Origin of the sequence: Rhodococcus sp. BL-253-APC-6A1W, assembly GCF_012843405.1 — a bacterium.
Lineage (GTDB): Bacteria > Actinomycetota > Actinomycetes > Mycobacteriales > Mycobacteriaceae > Rhodococcus.
This window is the reverse complement of sequence record NZ_JABAFB010000010.1, coordinates 209,677-228,416: the sequence shown is the minus strand read 5'-3', so window position 1 is coordinate 228,416 and position 18,740 is coordinate 209,677. Positions and strand designations below refer to the sequence as shown.

Genomic DNA, 18,740 nt, shown 5'->3' with positions numbered 1-18,740 from the left:
GGAAGCTAAGCCCCATTGCGCCGATGGTACTGCACTCGACAGGGTGTGGGAGAGTAGGACACCGCCGAACACCCGTTACCGAAAGGGGACCCAATAATTGGGTCCCCTTTCGTGTTTTTATCGTGCTTTTATGAAAGGATTTTTTCTGTGTCCGACAACAACGGTGAGCGTCGATCCTTCCGGAGTGGAGGATCTACTCCCTGGTCGGGCCGGGGCGAAGGCAAAGAAGGCTCGCAGACCAATCGCGGCAACGACGACCGCAGGCAGAGCGGCGACAGGCGTGACGATTCCTCCGCCGGGCGCGGAGACGACCGCCGGCCACAGCGGAGCGGTGAACGCTCCTACCCGGATCGCGCACAGCGCGGCCGAAGCGAGGATGCGCGCCCCCGCCGAGAAGGCGATGCACGACCCGACCGCAACAACGACTCCCGGCCTCGCCGTGAAGGCGATGCGCGTCCGCCCCGCAGCGACGACAGGTCCGACCGCGGCTACCGGCCGCAGCGCGACCAGCCGTCCGGCGACCGCCGACGTGACGACTCCCGGCCCGCCCGTAGTGGCGACTCGCGACCGAATCGCGACAGCGATCCTCGGCAGAGCAGGGGTGACGACCGCGGACGGCAGTTCGGTGATCGGAACCGACCTGCGTCGGATCGGTCCCGCGGAGACGCCGGTCGCAGCGAGCGTCCGAATCGCCCGACCGGTGACCGCAGCCGCGACGACGCACGCGGCGGAGCCCGCAGCTACGGCGGCGATCGCCGTGGCACCGACGACCGCCGTGGAAGCGACGATCGCGGAGCCCGTAGCTACGGCGGTGATCGCCGCGGTGGCGAAGCCCCTCGTCGTCGTGGCGGCGAAGGCGGATTCGGCCCGGCAGGGGGACGTGACGGTTCTGCTCCCCGGCGCGATGCCCGCCCCGACGAGCCGGACCTGCCCGAGAACGTCGAAGCCTCGGAACTGGACCCGGCGATCCGGCGCGACCTCCTCAGTCTCGACAAGCTGAACGCCAACGCCGTCGCACGTCACCTGGTCATGGCGGGGAAGCTCATCGACGACGACCCGCGTCTCGCACTGGCGCATGCCCGTGCCGCACGTCAGCGTGCCGGCCGGATCGCAGTCGTCCGTGAAGCCGCCGGTATCACCGCGTATCACGCAGGCGAATGGGCCGAGGCGCTCTCCGAGCTCCGTGCAGCACGCCGGATGTCCGGTGGAACAGCACTTCTCGCTGTCATGGCCGATTGCGAACGTGGCCTCGGACGGCCGGAGAAGGCCATCGAACTCGGGCGAAGCGAAGAAGCACGTGCCCTCACCGGCGACGAAGCCAGCGAACTGCGGATCGTCGTCGCGGGTGCCCGCATGGATCTCGGCCAGTACGACCAGGCCGTGGTGACACTGCAGACCTCCGATCTCGACCCGACCCGCACCGGTACGCCCGCGGCACGGCTCTTCTACGCATACGCCGACGCACTCGTCGCAGCGGGACGCGCGGAAGAAGGCGTGCAGTGGTTCCTGCACTCCGCGGAAGCCGACATCGAAGGCGTCACCGACGCCGAGGATCGGGTGGAGGAGCTCACCGGAGGAGACTTGTGACCTCGTCGAGCGGCGCCTTCGGCGACGCGGCGGCCGAGTACACCGGTGACTCTCTGCGTTCGCTCTACGATGTCCTCCTGCTCGACCTCGACGGCACGGTCTATCGAGGCGCGGATGCCGTTCCCGGTGCCCGCGAGGCGTTGACCGCAGGCGACAGGCTGTTCTATGTCACGAACAACGCGAGCCGTCGCCCGAGCGAAGTCGCCCGCCATCTCCGCGACCTGGGGTTCCCGGCGGACGACGCGTCGGTGGTGACGAGTTCGCAGTCCGCCGCCCGTCTGCTTGCGGAACAGGTGCCGTCGGGATCACCTGTTCTGGTGGTCGGTACCGACGCTCTGGCAGAGGAGGTCGCCCGGGTGGGATTGAACCCGGTGCGGACCGCCGACGCAGATCCCGTTGCCGTGGTCCAGGGACATTCACCCGAGACGGGGTGGCCGATGCTCGCCGAGGCGACACTCGCCATTCGTGCCGGCGCCTGGTGGGTTGCGACCAACATCGACTCGACGCTGCCCACCGAACGGGGACTGGTGCTCGGAAACGGGTCGATGGTCGCAGCGGTACGTCACGCCACCGGCGCCGAGCCCGTCGTGGCAGGCAAGCCGGCGGCTCCTCTGCTCGAGGATGCGATCCGGCGTGGTGCCGCACAACGGCCGTTGGTCATCGGTGATCGGCTCGACACCGACATCGAGGGTGCCAACGCAGTCGGCGCGGACTCCCTCCTGGTCCTGACCGGCGTCAGCACGGTCGACGACCTGTTGCGCGCTCCCGTGGAGCAACGCCCCACGTACGTCGGTGCCTCGCTCGGGTGCCTCGACGCTCCGGCGTCGCAGGTCCGGGTGATGCCCGCCGAGGGCTGGTCGGTACGGCTCGAGGACGGCGATCTGCATCTCGAGTCCACCGGGGTGGTCGGCGACGCGATGGAGGTCTTGCGCGGACTGCTCGATGTTGCCTGGTCGAACCCCGGTTTCGGCCGGCTCCGGCCGGTCGACGAGCACGCGCGCACTGTGCTCGCGGAGTGGGGCATCGCTTCCTGAATCGGGTCGTGCCGTGTGCCGGTCGTGGCGTGGATGCACTAGCGTGGTCGGTGATGAGCACGTCTATTCCACGCCCCGGCGAACACGTTCCCGGCCCACGAGTCGCGATCGATCCCGACCGTATCCACGCGGAGGTCGATGCGCTGCTGATGCGCGCGCGCGACAGCGCGGACACCTCCGACACGGCCCAGGGGATCTCCCGCCAGGCCCAGCTGCTCGACCAGGCCCACGACGTTCTCGTGCAGGCGCTGGCGACCGTGGACAAGATCTGACGTGGCGCGCCGAGCACGGGTCGACGCAGAACTGGTACGACGCGGATTGGCGCGTTCGCGGGAGCACGCGAGCGAGCTGATCGCCGCGGGCCGGGTGTTGATCGCAGGCACGGTGGCGACCAAAGCCGCCACCGCAGTCGAGCCGAACACCCCGCTGCTCGTCACGGAGGTCGCGGACGAGGTGTCCTGGGCCTCACGTGGCGCGCACAAACTCCTCGGAGCACTCGAAGCCTTCACCCCGCAGGGCCTGGAGATTTCCGGGAAGCGATGCCTGGACGCAGGTGCGTCGACGGGGGGATTCACCGATGTCCTTCTGCACGAAGGCGCGTCGGAGGTGGTCGCCGTGGACGTGGGGTACGGGCAACTCGTCTGGAGACTGCAATCCGACCCGCGTGTCCACGTCATCGATCGAACAAATGTGCGTACCATCGACGCGGATCTCATCGGAGGACCGGTCGAATTGGTGGTGGCGGATCTGTCGTTCATCTCTCTGAAGCTGGTGTTGCCCGCGTTCGTGCGTTGCGCGGCTCCCGGCGCCGACCTGCTTCCGATGGTGAAACCCCAGTTCGAAGTCGGCAAGGACCGGGTCGGCAGCGGCGGCGTCGTGCGAGACCCCGAACTCCGGGCCGAAGCGGTGCTCGAAGTGGCACGCGAGGCCCAGCGAGCGGGGCTCCGCACCCGGGGAGTGGTCGCGAGCCCGCTACCGGGTCCGTCGGGAAACGTGGAGTACTTCCTCTGGCTGCGGGCCGGAGAGCCGGGCGCCGAGGACCTGGACCCGAACGTGATCGATCTCGTCCACCGCGCGGTACAGGAAGGACCACAGTGACAACAGGGCCGGCGCAGCCGAACCCGGGGACAAGAGGGCCGGCGCAGCCGAACCCGGGCACCCCGGCGCCGACGGGTCCCGGAGGCACCGAACGCGAGATCTTGCTCGTCTCGCATGCGGGTCGCGACGAGATCGCCACCACTGCCCTGCGGGTCGCCAAGGTTCTGGGCGAGGCGGGCATCGGTCTACGGGTACTCGAGGACGAGGCAGGTAGCAACGGGCTGGGAGTTCTCGCGATCCCGGGCAGTTTCATTCGCATCGTCGAACCCGGTCCCGACGCCGCCGCAGGCTGCGAGATGGTCATCGTGCTGGGCGGGGACGGAAGTTTCCTCCGCGCTGCCGAACTCGCACAGTATGCGTCGGTCCCTGTGCTGGGCATCAACCTCGGACGAATCGGGTTCCTTGCCGAGGCGGAAGCCGAACACCTCGAAGACGCGTTGCATCAGGTCGCCCACCGCGAATACCGCATCGAAGAACGAATGACTCTGGATGTGACCATCCGCGTCGACGACAGGATTGTCGACCGCGGCTGGGCGCTGAACGAGGCGAGCCTCGAGAACAAATCCCGGCTCGGGGTGCTCGAAGTCGTGCTCGAGGTCGACGGCAGGCCGGTCTCGTCGTTCGGTTGCGACGGGGTCCTCATCGCAACCCCCACGGGTTCGACCGCCTACGCGTTCTCCGCGGGCGGTCCTGTGGTGTGGCCGGAACTCGAGGCACTGCTGGTGATCCCGAGCAACGCACACGCGCTGTTCGCGCGCCCGCTGGTGACGAGCCCCGAATCGATCATCGCCGTCGAAACCCTCGCGGGTGGTCACGACGGGGTGGTGTTCTGCGACGGCCGGCGCACGCTCGAACTGCCCGCGGGCGGACGCCTCGACGTGGTGCGCGGCCGGCACCCGGTGCGCTGGGTACGGCTGGATTCGGCACCGTTCGCAGACCGGATGGTGCGAAAGTTCGAACTTCCGGTGAAGGGCTGGCGGGGAAGGAAGCTCTGAGATGCTCGCTGAGATCAGGATCGACAACCTGGGCGTCATCTCCGAGGCGAGCGCCCGGTTCCACGGTGGTCTCACCGTGCTGACCGGCGAGACGGGTGCCGGTAAGACCATGGTGGTCACGAGCCTGCACCTGCTGTCCGGGGTTCGGGCGGACGCGACACGGGTCCGCGTCGGCGCGAACCGTGCCGTGGTCGAGGGACGCTTCAGCGTCGACGACGGTGCCAGTCATGTCGAAAAAGAAGTCGCCCGGCTTCTCGAGGCCGCCGGCGCGCAACGCGACGAGGACGGCAGCATCATCGCCGTCCGCAGCGTGGGCAGCGACGGCCGGTCCCGCGCCCACCTCGGGGGACGCAGCGTCCCGGTGGGTGTGCTCTCCGAATTCACCGACCCGCTGCTCACCGTGCACGGGCAGAACGACCAATTGCGCCTGCTCCGCCCGGGCGAACAGCGTTCCGCGCTGGATCGGTTCGGCGGAAAGGCGATCGCTCCGCTGCTCGACCGGTATCGCACGCACCGACGTCGGTGGCTCGACGCCCGCGCCGAATTGCACGAACGTACCGAGCGGTCGCGGGAGCTGGCGCAGGAAGCCGACCGTCTCCAGTACGGACTCGACGAGATCGAGCGCGTCGATCCGGAGCCGGGGGAGGACGCCCGGCTCGTCGACGACGTCCGTCGTCTGTCCGATCTCGATTCCCTCCGCGAGGCAGCGATGGGCGCGCACGCGGTGCTCGCCGGACAGGACGCCGCCGACGGTGACGAAGCCCGCTCCGCACTCGACTTGCTGGGTGAGGCACGCTCGCGCGTCGACGGCAGCGACGACCCGGCCCTTCGCGACCTCGGGCCGCGCTTGGACGACGCCATCGCGGTGGTCACCGACGTGGCCGGCGATCTGTCGGGCTACCTGGGGGATCTTCCCTCCGACCCGGGTGCGCTCGAGACCCTGCTCACCCGGCAGGCCGAACTGAAAACCCTCACCCGGAAATACGCGGCGGACGTCGACGGAGTACTCGAGTGGGCGCGCAGCGCACGAGAACGACTCTCGGGTCTCGATGTGTCCGCCGAGGCCCTCGACAAACTCGCCGCCGAGGTCGACGCCGAAGCCGCCGCCACCGCGGAGGCCGCGACGGCACTGTCGGCGGCACGCCAGAAGGTGGCGGGGAAGCTGGCGAAAGCGGTGAGCAAAGAACTCGCCGGACTGGCGATGGGCCGCGCGGTGCTCGAGGTACAGATCCGCGAACAGCAGGCCGCGGCGGCAGATTCCGCGCCGCTGCCGATCGGCGATCGCGTCCTGCACGCCGGTGAGTCCGGCGTCGACGAGGTGGAGTTCCGGCTTGCCGCGCACGGCGGCGCTCCGGCTCTTCCCCTGGCGCGCAGCGCGTCCGGCGGCGAGCTCTCGCGGGTGATGCTCGCGCTCGAGGTGGTCCTCGCCGGATCCGAGCGTGGCGCGACCATGGTCTTCGACGAGGTCGACGCCGGCGTCGGAGGCCGCGCCGCTGTCGAGATCGGCCGTCGGCTGGCTCGGTTGTCCCGGACCCATCAGGTCATCGTCGTCACACACCTCCCGCAGGTCGCCGCGTTCGCCGACACGCACCTGGTGGTGGACAAGGTGGACGATCGCGCCGGGGTGGTGAGCAGCGGCGTGCGGATGTTGTCGGACGCCGAACGTGTCGCCGAACTCGCCCGGATGCTCGCGGGACTCGACGACACCGAGACCGGTCGCGCCCACGCCGAGGAGTTGCTCGCCGTCGCGCACGCCGAGCGGGCACAGTGATCGGGCCGTCGATGCGGCGTCGCGGCGTCGTCTCGGCGCGCCTCCGATAACTGACCGGAACTCCGGAGCATCATCTTTGCCATGAAGATGCCGGCGCTGCTGTCACGTACCAACGAAACGTTGCCCGGAGTCAGCGGTATCGCGAGGGTCGATACGAACTCCGCGAAGCTGTTGCGTCGGGTCGGTCCCGGCGACGTGGTGGTCCTCGACGCGCTCGACCTCGATCGTGTCACCGCCGACGCTCTCGTCGAAGCAGGCGTGTCGGCCGTAGTCAATGCATCGGCCTCGATTTCGGGCCGGTACCCGAATCTGGGGCCCGAGGTGATCGTCGCCAACGGCATCCTCCTCGTCGACAACACCGGCGCCGAGACATTCAAGAAGATCAAGGACGGCGCCAAAGTCCGGCTCTACGAGGGTGGCGTATACGCCGGCGAGCGACTGCTGGTGCAGGGCGACGAACAGACCGAGGCCGAGATCTCCGATCGGATGATCGAAGCCAAGACGGGTCTCGTCGACCATCTCGAAGCGTTTTCCGGCAACACCATCGAGTTCATCAGGTCAGAAAGCCCGCTGCTCATCGACGGCGTCGGCATCCCGGAGATCGACCTCGACCTGCGCGACCGGCACGTCGTGGTGGTGTCCGATGGGCCCGGCCACGTCCAGGACCTCAAGGACCTCAAGCCCTTCATCAAGGAATATTCGCCGATTCTCGTCGGCGTCGGACCGGGTGCGGACGCGCTCACCAAAGCCGGATACCGGCCTGATCTGATCGTCGGTGATCCGGACGGGATCGGCACGGCGACCCTCAAATCCGGTGCCGAAGTCGTGCTGCCCGCCGACCCGGACGGCCATGCTCCCGGACTCGAACGCATTCAGGACCTCGGTATCGGCGCGATGACCTTCCCGGCGGCCGGAACGCCCACCGACCTCGCGCTGCTGCTCGTCGACCATCACGGCGCCGCGCTCGTGGTCACCGTGGGCAGCACCGTCTCGCTCGACGAGTTCTTCGACCAGGGGCGTCGCGACACCAACCCGTCGGCGGTCATGACGCGCCTCAAGGTCGGACCGAAACTCGTCGACGCCAAAGCTGTCGCCACCCTGTACCGCAGCCGCGTCTCCGGCGGCATCATCGCCTTGTTGATCTTCGCGGCGCTGATCGCGATCATCGCGGCCCTGGTCGTCTCCAATCTCGGGGGCGATGTCGTCGCCCTGGCCCAGGAATGGTGGGACAGCGCCGTCGACTGGGTCCGGGGCCTGCGCGCGTGATCTCGCTGCGTCACCACGCCGTCTCGCTGGTGGCCGTGTTCCTGGCCCTGGCGCTCGGCATCGTGCTCGGATCGGGACTGCTGTCGGGCAGCGTGGTCTCCGGCCTGCGCGACGACAAGTCCGAGATGCGGCGCGAACTGCAGGAGGCCGAGGACCGTGCCGCCCGGCTCGACGGACAACTCGTCGCCGCCGACGGATTCGACGCCACCGTCGCGCCGCGCGTGGTGCGCGATGTCCTCACCGACCGCACCGTCCTCGTCGTCACCACCCCGGACGCCGATCCCGCCGACGTCGACGCACTCGTACGCACGGTGGGGGACGCCGGAGGCAGGGTCACCGGCCGGCTCGCGCTCACCGAGTCCTTCGTCGGCGCGTCCGGAGCCGACCAACTTCGCACCACCGTCACCAACGTCATCCCCGCCGGGGTGGAGCTGCAGACCGGCGCCATCGATCCGGGCAGCCTCGCCGGGGACCTTCTCGGCGCAGTGCTGCTGGTCGACCCGGCCACCGGTGAGGCTCGCGGCACACCGGAGGAACGCGCACTGGCCCTGACCACTCTGCGCAGCGGCGGCTTCATCGGCTACGACGACGGAGAGGCCGAACCGGCGCAGACGGCGCTCGTCGTCACCGGAGAACCCCCTACCGGGAGCGATACCGCCGGCGGAAACCGCGGGGCGCTCGTGGCCCGCTTCGCCGCCGCTGTCGACGCGCGCGGAGCCGGCGCCGTCCTCGCCGGTCGGCCGGGCGCTGCAGCCGGAAACGGCCCCGTCGCCGTGGTGCGTGCCGACGCGGCACTGTCCTCAGGGCTGTCCACCGTCGACAATCTCGATCGGGAAGCCGGCCGGATCACCACAATTCTCGCGGTCCGGGAACAGCTCGACGGAGGCGCCGGACGCTACGGCACCGGTCCCGGAGCGAGCGGCGTCACCGTCGGTTCCGCGGCGCGCTGAGCGCACCCGTCCGCCCCGGTGCGCGTGCTCCAACCGCCCGGGAAATGTGACGTCCACAGCACCGGAGGGCGATACAGGCGAGTCGAGTACGCCCCGGACGCAGAAGGTGTTACCGTGAAGTTCCGTGGGTCGGCAGGCCCCAGCTGCATCACATCAGTCCAAAAGCCCTGCACCTGACGTCACGGGAGCTCTTTTGCCACAGTCACGCCATTCGCGTACCGCTACCAAGCACATCTTCGTCAGCGGGGGCGTCGCGTCCTCGCTCGGCAAAGGTCTCACCGCGTCGAGCCTCGGAGCGCTGCTCACCGCCCGCGGGATGCGGGTCACGATGCAGAAACTGGACCCGTACCTCAACGTCGATCCCGGCACCATGAATCCGTTCCAGCACGGTGAGGTCTTCGTCACCGAGGACGGCGCCGAGACCGACCTCGACGTCGGCCACTACGAACGTTTTCTCGATCGCGATCTCAGCGCCGATGCGAATGTCACCACCGGCCAGGTGTATTCGACGGTCATCGCGAAGGAACGCCGCGGAGAGTATCTCGGCGACACCGTGCAGGTGATCCCGCACATCACCGACGAGATCAAACGGCGCATCCTCGCGATGGCCGCACCCGACAACGAGGGCCAGATCCCCGACGTCGTGATCACCGAAATCGGTGGCACGGTCGGTGACATCGAATCCCAGCCGTTCCTCGAGGCCGCACGCCAGGTCCGTCACGAGGTCGGCCGCGACAACTGCTTCTTCCTCCACGTGTCGCTGGTGCCGTACCTCGGCCCGTCCGGCGAACTGAAGACCAAGCCGACCCAGCACTCGGTCGCGGCGTTGCGCAACATCGGCATCCAGCCCGACGCTCTCGTCCTGCGGTGCGACCGCGACGTGCCGGCCACGCTCAAGGCCAAGATCTCCTTGATGTGCGACGTCGACCTCGCCGGGTGCATCTCGTGCCCCGACGCCCCGAGCATCTACGACATCCCGAAGGTGCTCCACAGCGAGGGCCTCGACGCCTACGTCGTGCGTCAGCTCGGCCTGCCGTTCCGCGACGTCGACTGGACGGTGTGGGGTGACCTGCTCGAGCGGGTGCACAACCCTCGCGAGACCGTCGAGGTCGCACTGGTCGGCAAGTACATCGACCTGCCCGACGCCTACCTGTCGGTGACCGAAGCGCTGCGCGCCGGTGGATTCGCGCACCGCGCCAAGGTGAAGATCCGCTGGGTCGCCTCCGACGAATGCGAAACCGAAGCCGGCGCCGAAAAGCACCTCGGTGACGTCGACGCCGTGCTGATCCCCGGCGGATTCGGTATCCGCGGCATCGAAGGCAAGCTCGGCGCGATCCGCTTCGCCCGTATCCGCAAGATCCCGCTGCTCGGCCTGTGCCTCGGCCTGCAGGGCGTCGTCATCGAAGCCGCCCGGTCCGTGGGAATCACCGATGCCTCCTCCACCGAGTTCGATCCCGACACCACAGCACCGGTGATCTCGACGATGGCCGACCAGGAACAGGCCGTCGCCGGCGAAGCCGATCTCGGTGGCACGATGCGGCTCGGCGCCTACCCGGCCACGCTGAAGAAGGGCTCGGTCGTCGCCAAGGCGTACGGCTCCGAGCACGTCTCCGAACGGCACCGTCACCGGTTCGAGGTCAACAACGCCTACCGCGACGAGATCGCGAAGTCGGGACTGGTGTTCTCGGGCACCTCGCCCGACGGCCGCCTGGTGGAGTTCGTCGAGTACCCCGCGAGCACCCACCCCTACTTCGTGGCGACCCAGGCGCATCCCGAACTGAAGAGCCGCCCGACCCGCCCGCACCCGCTCTTCGCCGGGCTGATCGCCGCGGCACTGCAGTACAAGGCCGCCGAACGGCTGCCCGTCGACGTCCACGGCGGTGACCCGGCCGCCGCCGAGCCGGTCACGTCCGCGTCCGGCTCCGGCGACGCCGAGTAGATCGATGGCGCAGCGACACGAATTCAGCACCCGGTCCAGCAGACGGATCTACACCGGCGCCATCGTGTCGCTGCGCGTCGACGAGGTGGTCATGCCCGGTGGGCAGACCGCCGAACGGGAAGTCGTCGAGCACCACGGCGCCGTGGCCGTGGTGGCCGTCGACGCCCACGACCGGGTTGTGCTCGTCCATCAATACCGCCATCCGCTCGGCCGGCGGCTGTGGGAGCTACCCGCCGGCCTGCTCGACGCCCCCGGTGAGGGCCCCCTCGACACGGCACGCCGCGAACTCGCCGAAGAGACCGGACTTGCCGCCGCCGAATGGGAGGTCCTCGTCGACATCGCGCTGTCGCCCGGATTCACCGACGAGGCGGTCCGGATCTTCGCCGCACGCGGTCTCAGCTCGGTCGACCGCCCCGATCCTGTCCACGAAGAGGCGGACCTCGAGGTGGAATTCGTCCCTCTCGACGAGGCCGTCGCGATGGCGTTGCGCGGAGAGATCGTCAATGCCACGGCGGTCTCGGGCATCCTGGCGTTCGCCGCCGCTCGCACCACCGGGGGAGCGTTCCTCCGCGCCCCGGATGCGGCATGGCCGGACCGGCCGACCGCGTTCGCCCGCACTCGCGCCGAACAGTGAGAACCTAGAGGGCGTGCTCGCACGACACCTCGACGCCTATCTCGATCACCTCACCGTCGAACGCGGTGCTGCCCGCAACACGATCACGGCCTACCGGCGGGACCTGACCCGATACCTCGACTACCTCGCGGAGCGCGGGGTCGGTGAGCTCGCCGATGTCGAGGAACAGCACATCGCCGATTTCGGGGTCGCGCTCCGCCGCGGCGACCCCGAAGCCGGCCGTCCTGCGCTCGCTGCCGGTTCGGTAGCCCGCGCACTGATCGCGGTTCGCGGCCTCCACCGGTTCGCCGCCGCGGAAGGCCACACCCCGGTGGACGTCGCGCGGTCCGTCACCCCACCGAGTCAGGGCAGGCGACTGCCCAAGTCGCTCACCGTCGACCAGGTCACCGCGCTCCTCGACGCCGTCGGAGGGGAAGCGGACGGCGCGCGCGGCCTGCGCGACCGTGCGCTGCTCGAAGTGCTGTACTCCACCGGAGCGCGGATCTCCGAAGCCGTAGGGCTCGACATCGACGACATCGACACCGAGTCGCGTGCCGTGCTGCTGCGAGGCAAGGGAGGAAAACAGCGCCTCGTTCCCGTCGGGCGACCCGCACTCGCCGCGCTCGACGCCTATCTCGTACGGGGCAGACCCGCCCTCGCCGGCGGACACACGCCCGCGCTGTTCCTCAACGCGCGCGGCGGCCGGCTCTCCCGGCAGAGCGCCTGGACGGTGCTGCGAGCCGCCGCGGAACGCGCCGGACTCGACTCGAATGTCTCCCCTCACACCCTCCGCCACTCCTTCGCGACGCATCTCCTCGACGGCGGCGCCGACGTACGGGTGGTGCAGGAGTTACTGGGGCATGCTTCTGTGACGACCACGCAGATATACACGCTGGTCACGGTGGGTGCGCTGCGCGAGGTGTGGGCCGGCGCGCATCCGCGCGCGAGATGAGTTACACCGCGTGGCGGCGCGTGTCCGTGCGGTAATCGGGGGCACGAGGCGGTAGCGTTCCTGTAACGGAACGGCCGCCGGACCATGGCTCCGGTGACAGACAGACTCCGGTGAGACAGAGACCGGGTCGCCAGACAGGGGGAGTACCGAACGTGGGCACACCTCAGCCACCCGCCACGGAAACCACACAGACCCGGACACCCGCATGGGCGCTCGCGGCCACCGGATCGCGGGACGCGGAGTCCGCACCGCCGGTCGCCGATGTCGAACTCGGACCTACGGGACGGCCGCGCCGGTCGATACCCGAACCTGCCCCGCTCTCGTCCCACGGTCCCGCGAAGATCATCGCGATGTGCAACCAGAAGGGTGGGGTCGGCAAAACCACCTCCACCATCAACCTCGGCGCATCACTCGCCGAGTGCGGTCGCCGCGTGCTCCTCGTCGATCTCGACCCCCAAGGTGCGCTGTCGGCCGGTCTCGGTGTCGCCCACCACGACCTCGACATGACGGTGCACAACGTTCTCGTCGACCCGCGGGTCACCGCCGACGACGTCCTCGTTCACACACGTGTCGAGGACCTCGATCTTCTGCCCAGCAACATCGACCTGTCGGCCGCCGAGATCCAACTCGTCTCCGAAGTCGGACGCGAACAGGCACTCGGACGCGCTCTCTACCCTCTGCTCGACCGCTACGACTACATACTCGTCGATTGCCAGCCCTCGCTCGGGCTTCTCACCGTCAACGCGCTGGCCTGCGCCGACTCGGTGCTCATCCCGATGGAATGCGAATTCTTCAGTCTCCGCGGGCTCGCGCTGCTCAACGACACGGTCGCCAAGGTCCGGGACCGGCTCAACCCGAAACTGACGGTGGCGGGGATTCTCGTGACCATGTACGACTCGCGCACCCTGCACGGCCGCGAAGTGATGTCGCGCGTCGTCGAGGTGTTCGGGGATCTGGTCTACGACGCCGTCATCAACCGCACCGTGAAATTCCCCGAGACCAGCGTCGCGGGCGAACCGATCACGCGGTGGGCTCCAACCTCCGCCGGCGCGGAGGCCTATCGGGGCCTGGCGCGAGAAGTGATCCACCGGACCGGCCGCTGATCCGTGTACACCGCCACCCCGGACACGGCTCCTCCGAAAGCCACTCTTCCGGAGACCGTCGACCGGAATCTCACGCCGGGCGCCCCGGAAATCCCGGCTGCCCCGGACACCACGAATTCACCAGCGATCGCGGAGACCTCGGCGCCGGTCGCCGCGGAGCCGGACAGGCCCGCCGGTTTCCACCTCAGCCTCCGCAACTTCGAAGGCCCCTTCGATCTGCTGCTCAGCCTGATCTCCCAACGCCGCCTCGACGTAACCGAAGTAGCGCTCCATGAGGTCACCGACGAATTCATCTCCTACACCCGCCGGCTCGGATCCGAAATGGGTCTCGATCAGACCACGGAGTTTCTCGTCGTCGCGGCGACCCTGCTCGATCTCAAAGCGGCGCGGCTGCTTCCGTCCGGCGACGTCGACGATCCCGAAGACCTCGCCCTCCTCGAAGCCCGCGACTTGCTGTTCGCGCGGCTCCTTCAGTACCGGGCCTACAAACTCGTCGCCGAGCAGTTCGCCGCTCTCGAAAGTGCCGCCCTGCGCCGCTACCCGCGCGCGGTCTCCCTCGAAGAATGCTTCGAGAACCTGGTGCCCGACGTCGTTCTCGGCGTCGACGCCCAGCGCTTCGCGGAGATCGCGGCTGCCGCGTTCCGGCCCAAGCCGGTTCCCACGGTCGGTCTCGACCACCTGCACGTGCCGACCGTGTCGGTACCCGAGCAAGCGGCTCTGATTCTCGCGGTCCTGGAACAACGCGGCGCCGGGGTCTGGGTAGGGTTCGACGAACTGATTTCCGAGTGCGAGCACGGACTCCAGATCGTCGCCCGGTTCCTTGCGCTGCTCGAGCTCTACCGGGAACGTGCCGTCACGTTCGAGCAACCCGACCCGTTGGGACCGTTGCAGGTGGCGTGGACCGGGGAGAACGACGACGCCGCCATCGACTTCGAGGAGGACTACGGATGAGCCAGGACCACGTCGCGGATGCCGCCGGTACCGCCGACGAGCGGGCCTGGGACGCGGAACTGCTCGAGATGGCCGACGACGAACTCGTTGCCGCGCTCGAAGCGTTGCTGCTCGTGGTCGACACCCCGGCACCCACCGAACAACTCGCCGCCGCCATCGGAATCACCACCGAACGTGCGGAGACCGCACTGCGCGGCCTCGCGCACAGTCTCACCGCGCGCGGCTCCGGCATCGACCTGCGGATCGCGGGGGACGGCTGGCGCTTCTACACACGCCGCGACTTCGCACCGTACGTCGAGAAACTGCTGCAAGGTGGCGCACGCACGAAGCTCACCCGCGCGGCCCTGGAAACGCTGGCCGTCGTCGCATACCGGCAGCCGGTGACACGTAGCCGGGTCAGTGCGGTGCGCGGCGTCAATGTCGACGGCGTGATGCGCACCCTGCTCGCCCGGGATCTCATCGCCGAGGCGGGGACGGACCGCGAGACCGGCGGCACGCTCTACGTCACGACGGATCTGTTCCTGGAACGGCTCGGGCTGGCGTCGTTGCAGGATCTCCCGCCCGTCGGACCCCTGCTTCCGGACGTCGATGTGATCGATGACATCTCTGAGAGTCTCGAGTCGGACCCACGATTTGAGAGAATGGGAAAGAACGCGCGTCCCGAGACACTCTCGCCCGCGGAGTTCGATCCAGAGAATTGACAGGAATCAAGTGAATACACCCGCTCGCCGTGATGGCACACCGGACCGCAATCGTAGTAACCCCCGCGCCGCGAAGGCTCAGAATCCTCGCGCTCAGCGCTCCGACAATCGGACGGACGCTCGTCCCGATCGTCGCACCGACTCCCGCCCCGACCGCCGTACCGAAGGTCGTTCGGATTTCCGTACCGATCGTCGTACGGAGGGTCGTCCTGATCGCCGTACCGAGGGTCGTTCGGATTTCCGTACCGATCGTCGTACCGAGGGTCGTCCTGATCGCCGCACCGAGGGTCGTTCGGATTTCCGTACCGATCGTCGTACCGAGGGCCGTCCTGATCGTCGTACCGAAGGTCGTTCGGACCACCGTCCCGATCGACGTACGGAGGGTCGTTCGGACCACCGTACCGATCGTCGTACGGAGGGTCGTTCGGATTTCCGGACGGATCGTCGTACGGAAGGCCGTCCCGACCGCCGCACCGAGGGTCGTTCGGATCACCGTACCGATCGTCGTACCGAAGGCCGTCCCGAATACCGGAACGACGCCCGTCCCGATCGTCGTACGGACTCTCGTCCCGATCGCCGGGCTGAGGGACGTACGGACTCTCGTCCCGATCGCCGCACCGACGCTCGCCCGGATCGACGGGCAGAAACCTCGACGCCGGACGCCGGGAAGAAGCCGCACCGCAAGGGCGCCACGCTGAACAAGCGCGGCCGCCCGGCCGCGCCGAAACCGGCGGCCAAGCGGCCCGTGCCCAACCCGACGATCAGCAATGCGAAGCCCGCGCGACACCAGCACAGCGATGCCGGTCCCACCCAGCTTCCCGCAGGTGAGGGCGTGCGCCTGCAGAAGGTGCTCGCCCAGGCCGGTGTCGCCTCACGCCGGGCCGCCGAAGAACTCATCGATGCCGGTCGCGTCGAGGTCGACGGCAAGATCGTGGTCGAACAGGGCCTTCGCGTCGACCCGGAGAACACGGTCATCCGTGTGGACGGAACGCGCGTGGTCGTGAAGAAGGACCTCGTGCATCTCGTGCTCAACAAGCCGCGCGGATGGCAGTCCACGATGTCCGACGATCTCGGCCGCCCGTGCGTCGGCGATATCGTCTCCGAACGCATCGCTGCCGGTCAGCGGCTCTTCCACGTGGGCCGGCTCGACGCGGACACCGAAGGTCTGCTGCTGCTCACCAACGACGGTGAGCTCGCTCACCGGCTCATGCACCCGTCGTTCGAGGTCACCAAGACGTACCTGGCGACCGTCAAGGGCGAGTTGCCGCGCGGCGTCGGCAAGAAGCTCAAGGAAGGCATCGAGCTGGACGACGGCCCCGCCTCGGTGGACCAGTTCGCACTGCTCGAAGTCTTCAACGGCCAGTCCCGCGTGCGTCTCGAATTGCACGAGGGCCGCAAGCACATCGTCCGCCGCCTGCTCGACGCGGTGGGTCACCCGGTGATCCGCCTGGTGCGCACCAACATCGGTGCCGTCGCGCTCGGTGATCAGCGGCCCGGCACTCTCCGTGTGCTCGGACGCAAGGAAGTCGGCGGACTGTACGAGGCGGTCGGCCTGTGACCGGCTCCGCCCCGCTCGCCGGGGAGGGCCCGCTGATCGTTGCGATGGACGGCCCGTCCGGGACCGGAAAATCCACCGTGTCCAAGCGCCTGGCGAAGCACCTGAAGGCGGCATACCTCGACACCGGGGCCATGTACCGGATCGCGACCCTGCACGCGCTGCGTCGCGGCACCGATCTGACGGACCCGGCCGCCATCGCGGCGGTCACCGCAGGTCTGCCCTGGTCCATCGGCACCGATCCGGCAGTCGAGGACATCCGCCTCGACGGTGAGGACGTCCGCGAGGTCATCCGCAGCGGGGAGGTCACCGCTGCGGTGTCCGCAGTCTCCGCAGTGCCCGAGGTGCGCACGCTCCTCGTCGAGGCACAGCGGCGACTCGGACGCGCCGCGGGACGTGTCGTCGTCGAGGGACGTGACATCGGCACCGTCGTGTTCCCCGACTCGGACGTGAAGATCTATCTCACCGCCTCTCCGGAGGCCCGCGCCCACCGGCGCAACAACCAGAACATCGCCCAGGGACGCGGCGACGACTACGAGGCTGTGCTCGCGGCGGTACAACGCCGCGACCACCTCGACTCCACCCGCGCGGTCTCACCGCTGCGCGCGGCGGACGACGCGGTCGTCGTGGACACCAGCGATATGAACATCGACGAGGTGGTTGCCGCGCTGGTCGCAGTGGTCACCGAGCAGACGGGAGCGACGCTGTGAGCGACGACGTCACCACAGAATTCGCCGGAGACGGCACATGGTCGGAAGAAACCGACTGGGATATCGACCTCACCGACGGTGACGCCTTCGAAGAGTTCGTGCCGGTTCCGACCGTCGCGGTCGTCGGCCGGCCCAACGTCGGCAAATCGACTCTGGTCAACCGCATCATCGGTCGCCGCGAGGCGGTCGTCGAGGATGTGCCCGGAGTCACCCGCGACCGCGTCTCGTACGAGGCGACGTGGGCGGGGCGCCGATTCATGGTGCAGGACACCGGCGGCTGGGAGCCCGACGCCAAGGGCATGATGCAGTCCGTGGCGCAGCAGGCCGAGGTCGCCATGCGTACCGCCGACGCGATTCTCGTCGTCGTCGACGCGACGGTCGGTGCGACCAACGTCGACGAGGCTGTCGCGAAGGTGCTGCGGCGCTCGAAGACCCCGGTGCTGCTCGTCGCGAACAAGGTCGACGACGACCGCGTCGAAGCCGAAGCCGCCGCCCTGTGGTCGCTCGGCCTCGGTCAGCCCTATTCGGTGTCCGCCACCCACGGACGCGGCACGGGCGACCTGCTCGACGACCTGCTCGAGAAACTGCCCGCGACGCCGCGCGAAGGCACCGGCGGGGGAGGACCTCGTCGCGTCGCACTGGTCGGTAAGCCGAACGTCGGCAAGTCGAGCCTGCTCAACAAGCTCGCCGGCGACGAGCGTTCGGTGGTGCACGACGTAGCGGGCACCACCGTCGACCCCGTCGACTCGCTCGTCGAGCTCGGGGGCAAGCCGTGGCGGTTCGTGGACACGGCGGGCCTGCGCAAGCGTGTCACGCATGCGTCGGGCGCCGAGTTCTACGCATCGCTGCGGACGCGCGCGGCGATCGAGGCCGCGGAGGTCGCGGTCCTGCTGATCGACGCGTCCCAGCCCATCACCGAGCAGGATCAGCGTGTCATCACGATGGTCGTGGAATCGGGCCGGGCGCTCGTGATCGCGTTCAACAAATGGGATCTCGTCGACGAGGACCGTCGCTACGAACTCGGCCGCGAGATCGAACGCGACCTGTCGCGGGTGCCGTGGGCAGCGCGCGTCAACATCTCCGCCAAGACGGGCCGCTCGGTGCAGCGTCTCGTCCCGGCCATGGAGACGGCGCTCGAGTCGTGGGACAAGCGCATCTCCACCGGACGTCTCAACAATTGGCTCAAGGAGATCGTGGCCGCGACGCCTCCGCCGATGCGCGGTGGCCGGTTGCCGCGTGTGATGTTCGCGACGCAGGCCGCGACGCGCCCGCCGACCTTCGTGTTGTTCACCACCGGATTCCTCGAGGCCGGTTACCGCCGGTTCATCGAACGGAAGCTGCGTGAGGAGTTCAACTTCGACGGCAGCCCGGTTCGTGTCTCGGTTCGCGTCCGGGAGAAGCGTGACCGTCGCAAGTGAGCGGTCCGCGCCCATGACCCCGTGACGGTCACAGTGCCCTGACCAGGCGATTAGCGTTTCCCGCCGTCCCTGTTGTAATCTCAACGAGCGTTCGAGA

At 68.6% G+C, this 18,740-nt stretch carries 15 protein-coding genes and 2 pseudogenes; all 17 read left to right on the top strand.

All coding sequences use genetic code 11. From position 1 onward, the window contains the following. Positions 1–738: 738 nt before the first annotated feature. A pseudogene (locus HF877_RS21175) lies at positions 739–1,587 on the top strand (hypothetical protein); the annotation flags it as partial. Continuing rightward, a complete protein-coding gene (locus tag HF877_RS17020) occupies positions 1,584–2,621 on the top strand; it encodes an HAD-IIA family hydrolase (protein ID WP_169622365.1) in 1,038 nt (345 codons plus the stop codon). The pseudogene HF877_RS21175 and the gene HF877_RS17020, both read left to right, overlap by 4 nt. A 53-nt stretch (positions 2,622–2,674) precedes the next feature. Further along, on the top strand, positions 2,675–2,893 hold the full coding sequence (locus tag HF877_RS17015) for a hypothetical protein (protein ID WP_169622364.1): 219 nt from the start codon (positions 2,675–2,677) through the stop codon (positions 2,891–2,893). 1 nt (position 2,894) lies between these two features. Continuing rightward, a complete protein-coding gene (locus HF877_RS17010; RefSeq protein ID WP_169622363.1) occupies positions 2,895–3,719 on the top strand; it encodes a TlyA family RNA methyltransferase in 825 nt (274 codons plus the stop codon). 98 nt (positions 3,720–3,817) lie between these two features. Further along, positions 3,818–4,714, top strand: coding sequence for an NAD kinase (locus HF877_RS17005; RefSeq protein ID WP_296550984.1), 897 nt, complete (start codon positions 3,818–3,820; stop codon positions 4,712–4,714). Between the two features lies 1 nt (position 4,715). Continuing rightward, positions 4,716–6,485, top strand: coding sequence for a DNA repair protein RecN (recN, locus tag HF877_RS17000; protein ID WP_169622361.1), 1,770 nt, complete (start codon positions 4,716–4,718; stop codon positions 6,483–6,485). Between the two features lie 81 nt (positions 6,486–6,566). Then, complete coding sequence (steA, locus tag HF877_RS16995; protein WP_169622360.1) at positions 6,567–7,751, top strand: putative cytokinetic ring protein SteA; 1,185 nt, start codon at positions 6,567–6,569, stop codon at positions 7,749–7,751. Beyond that, a complete protein-coding gene (locus tag HF877_RS16990; RefSeq protein WP_169622359.1) occupies positions 7,748–8,701 on the top strand; it encodes a copper transporter in 954 nt (317 codons plus the stop codon). The genes steA and HF877_RS16990 overlap by 4 nt, the downstream gene beginning before the upstream one ends. Positions 8,702–8,894: 193 nt before the next feature. Beyond that, complete coding sequence (locus tag HF877_RS16985; RefSeq protein ID WP_169622358.1) at positions 8,895–10,640, top strand: CTP synthase; 1,746 nt, start codon at positions 8,895–8,897, stop codon at positions 10,638–10,640. A 4-nt stretch (positions 10,641–10,644) separates the two neighbouring features. Continuing rightward, the gene (locus HF877_RS16980) at positions 10,645–11,274 is read left to right on the top strand and encodes an NUDIX hydrolase (protein ID WP_169622357.1); all 630 of its coding nucleotides are present in this window, start codon (positions 10,645–10,647) and stop codon (positions 11,272–11,274) included. A 13-nt stretch (positions 11,275–11,287) separates the two neighbouring features. Then, positions 11,288–12,205 (top strand): site-specific tyrosine recombinase XerD, encoded by a 918-nt coding sequence (gene xerD / locus HF877_RS16975; protein WP_346765208.1) that lies wholly within the window; start codon positions 11,288–11,290, stop codon positions 12,203–12,205. A 110-nt stretch (positions 12,206–12,315) separates the two neighbouring features. Next, positions 12,316–13,308, top strand: coding sequence for a ParA family protein (locus HF877_RS16970; protein WP_346765207.1), 993 nt, complete (start codon positions 12,316–12,318; stop codon positions 13,306–13,308). A 126-nt stretch (positions 13,309–13,434) separates the two neighbouring features. Beyond that, entirely contained in the window at positions 13,435–14,259 is an 825-nt protein-coding gene (locus HF877_RS16965; RefSeq protein ID WP_346765214.1) for a segregation/condensation protein A, read from the top strand. A gap of 68 nt (positions 14,260–14,327) precedes the next feature. Beyond that, positions 14,328–14,960 (top strand): SMC-Scp complex subunit ScpB, encoded by a 633-nt coding sequence (scpB, locus tag HF877_RS16960; protein WP_240952624.1) that lies wholly within the window; start codon positions 14,328–14,330, stop codon positions 14,958–14,960. A 697-nt stretch (positions 14,961–15,657) separates the two neighbouring features. After that, a pseudogene (locus HF877_RS16955) lies at positions 15,658–16,518 on the top strand (pseudouridine synthase); the annotation flags it as partial. Positions 16,519–16,562: 44 nt separating this feature from the next. Continuing rightward, a complete protein-coding gene (cmk, locus tag HF877_RS16950) occupies positions 16,563–17,225 on the top strand; it encodes a (d)CMP kinase (protein ID WP_169622385.1) in 663 nt (220 codons plus the stop codon). Beyond that, positions 17,222–18,643: a ribosome biogenesis GTPase Der gene (gene der, locus HF877_RS16945; RefSeq protein ID WP_169622354.1), complete on the top strand. Its 1,422-nt coding sequence runs from the start codon at positions 17,222–17,224 to the stop codon at positions 18,641–18,643. Before cmk ends, der begins: the two co-directional genes overlap by 4 nt. Positions 18,644–18,740: the final 97 nt, after the last annotated feature.

Bases quoted from the DNA above. Each gene is read 5' to 3' on its own strand.
- HF877_RS17015 (WP_169622364.1), top strand. From the start codon at position 2,675: ATGAGCACGTCTATTCCACGCCCCGGCGAACACGTTCCCGGCCCACGA.
- recN (WP_169622361.1), top strand. From the start codon at position 4,716: ATGCTCGCTGAGATCAGGATCGACAACCTGGGCGTCATCTCCGAGGCG.
- steA (WP_169622360.1), top strand. From the start codon at position 6,567: ATGAAGATGCCGGCGCTGCTGTCACGTACCAACGAAACGTTGCCCGGA.
- HF877_RS16980 (WP_169622357.1), top strand. From the start codon at position 10,645: ATGGCGCAGCGACACGAATTCAGCACCCGGTCCAGCAGACGGATCTAC.
- scpB (WP_240952624.1), top strand. From the start codon at position 14,328: ATGGCCGACGACGAACTCGTTGCCGCGCTCGAAGCGTTGCTGCTCGTG.
- cmk (WP_169622385.1), top strand. From the start codon at position 16,563: ATGGACGGCCCGTCCGGGACCGGAAAATCCACCGTGTCCAAGCGCCTG.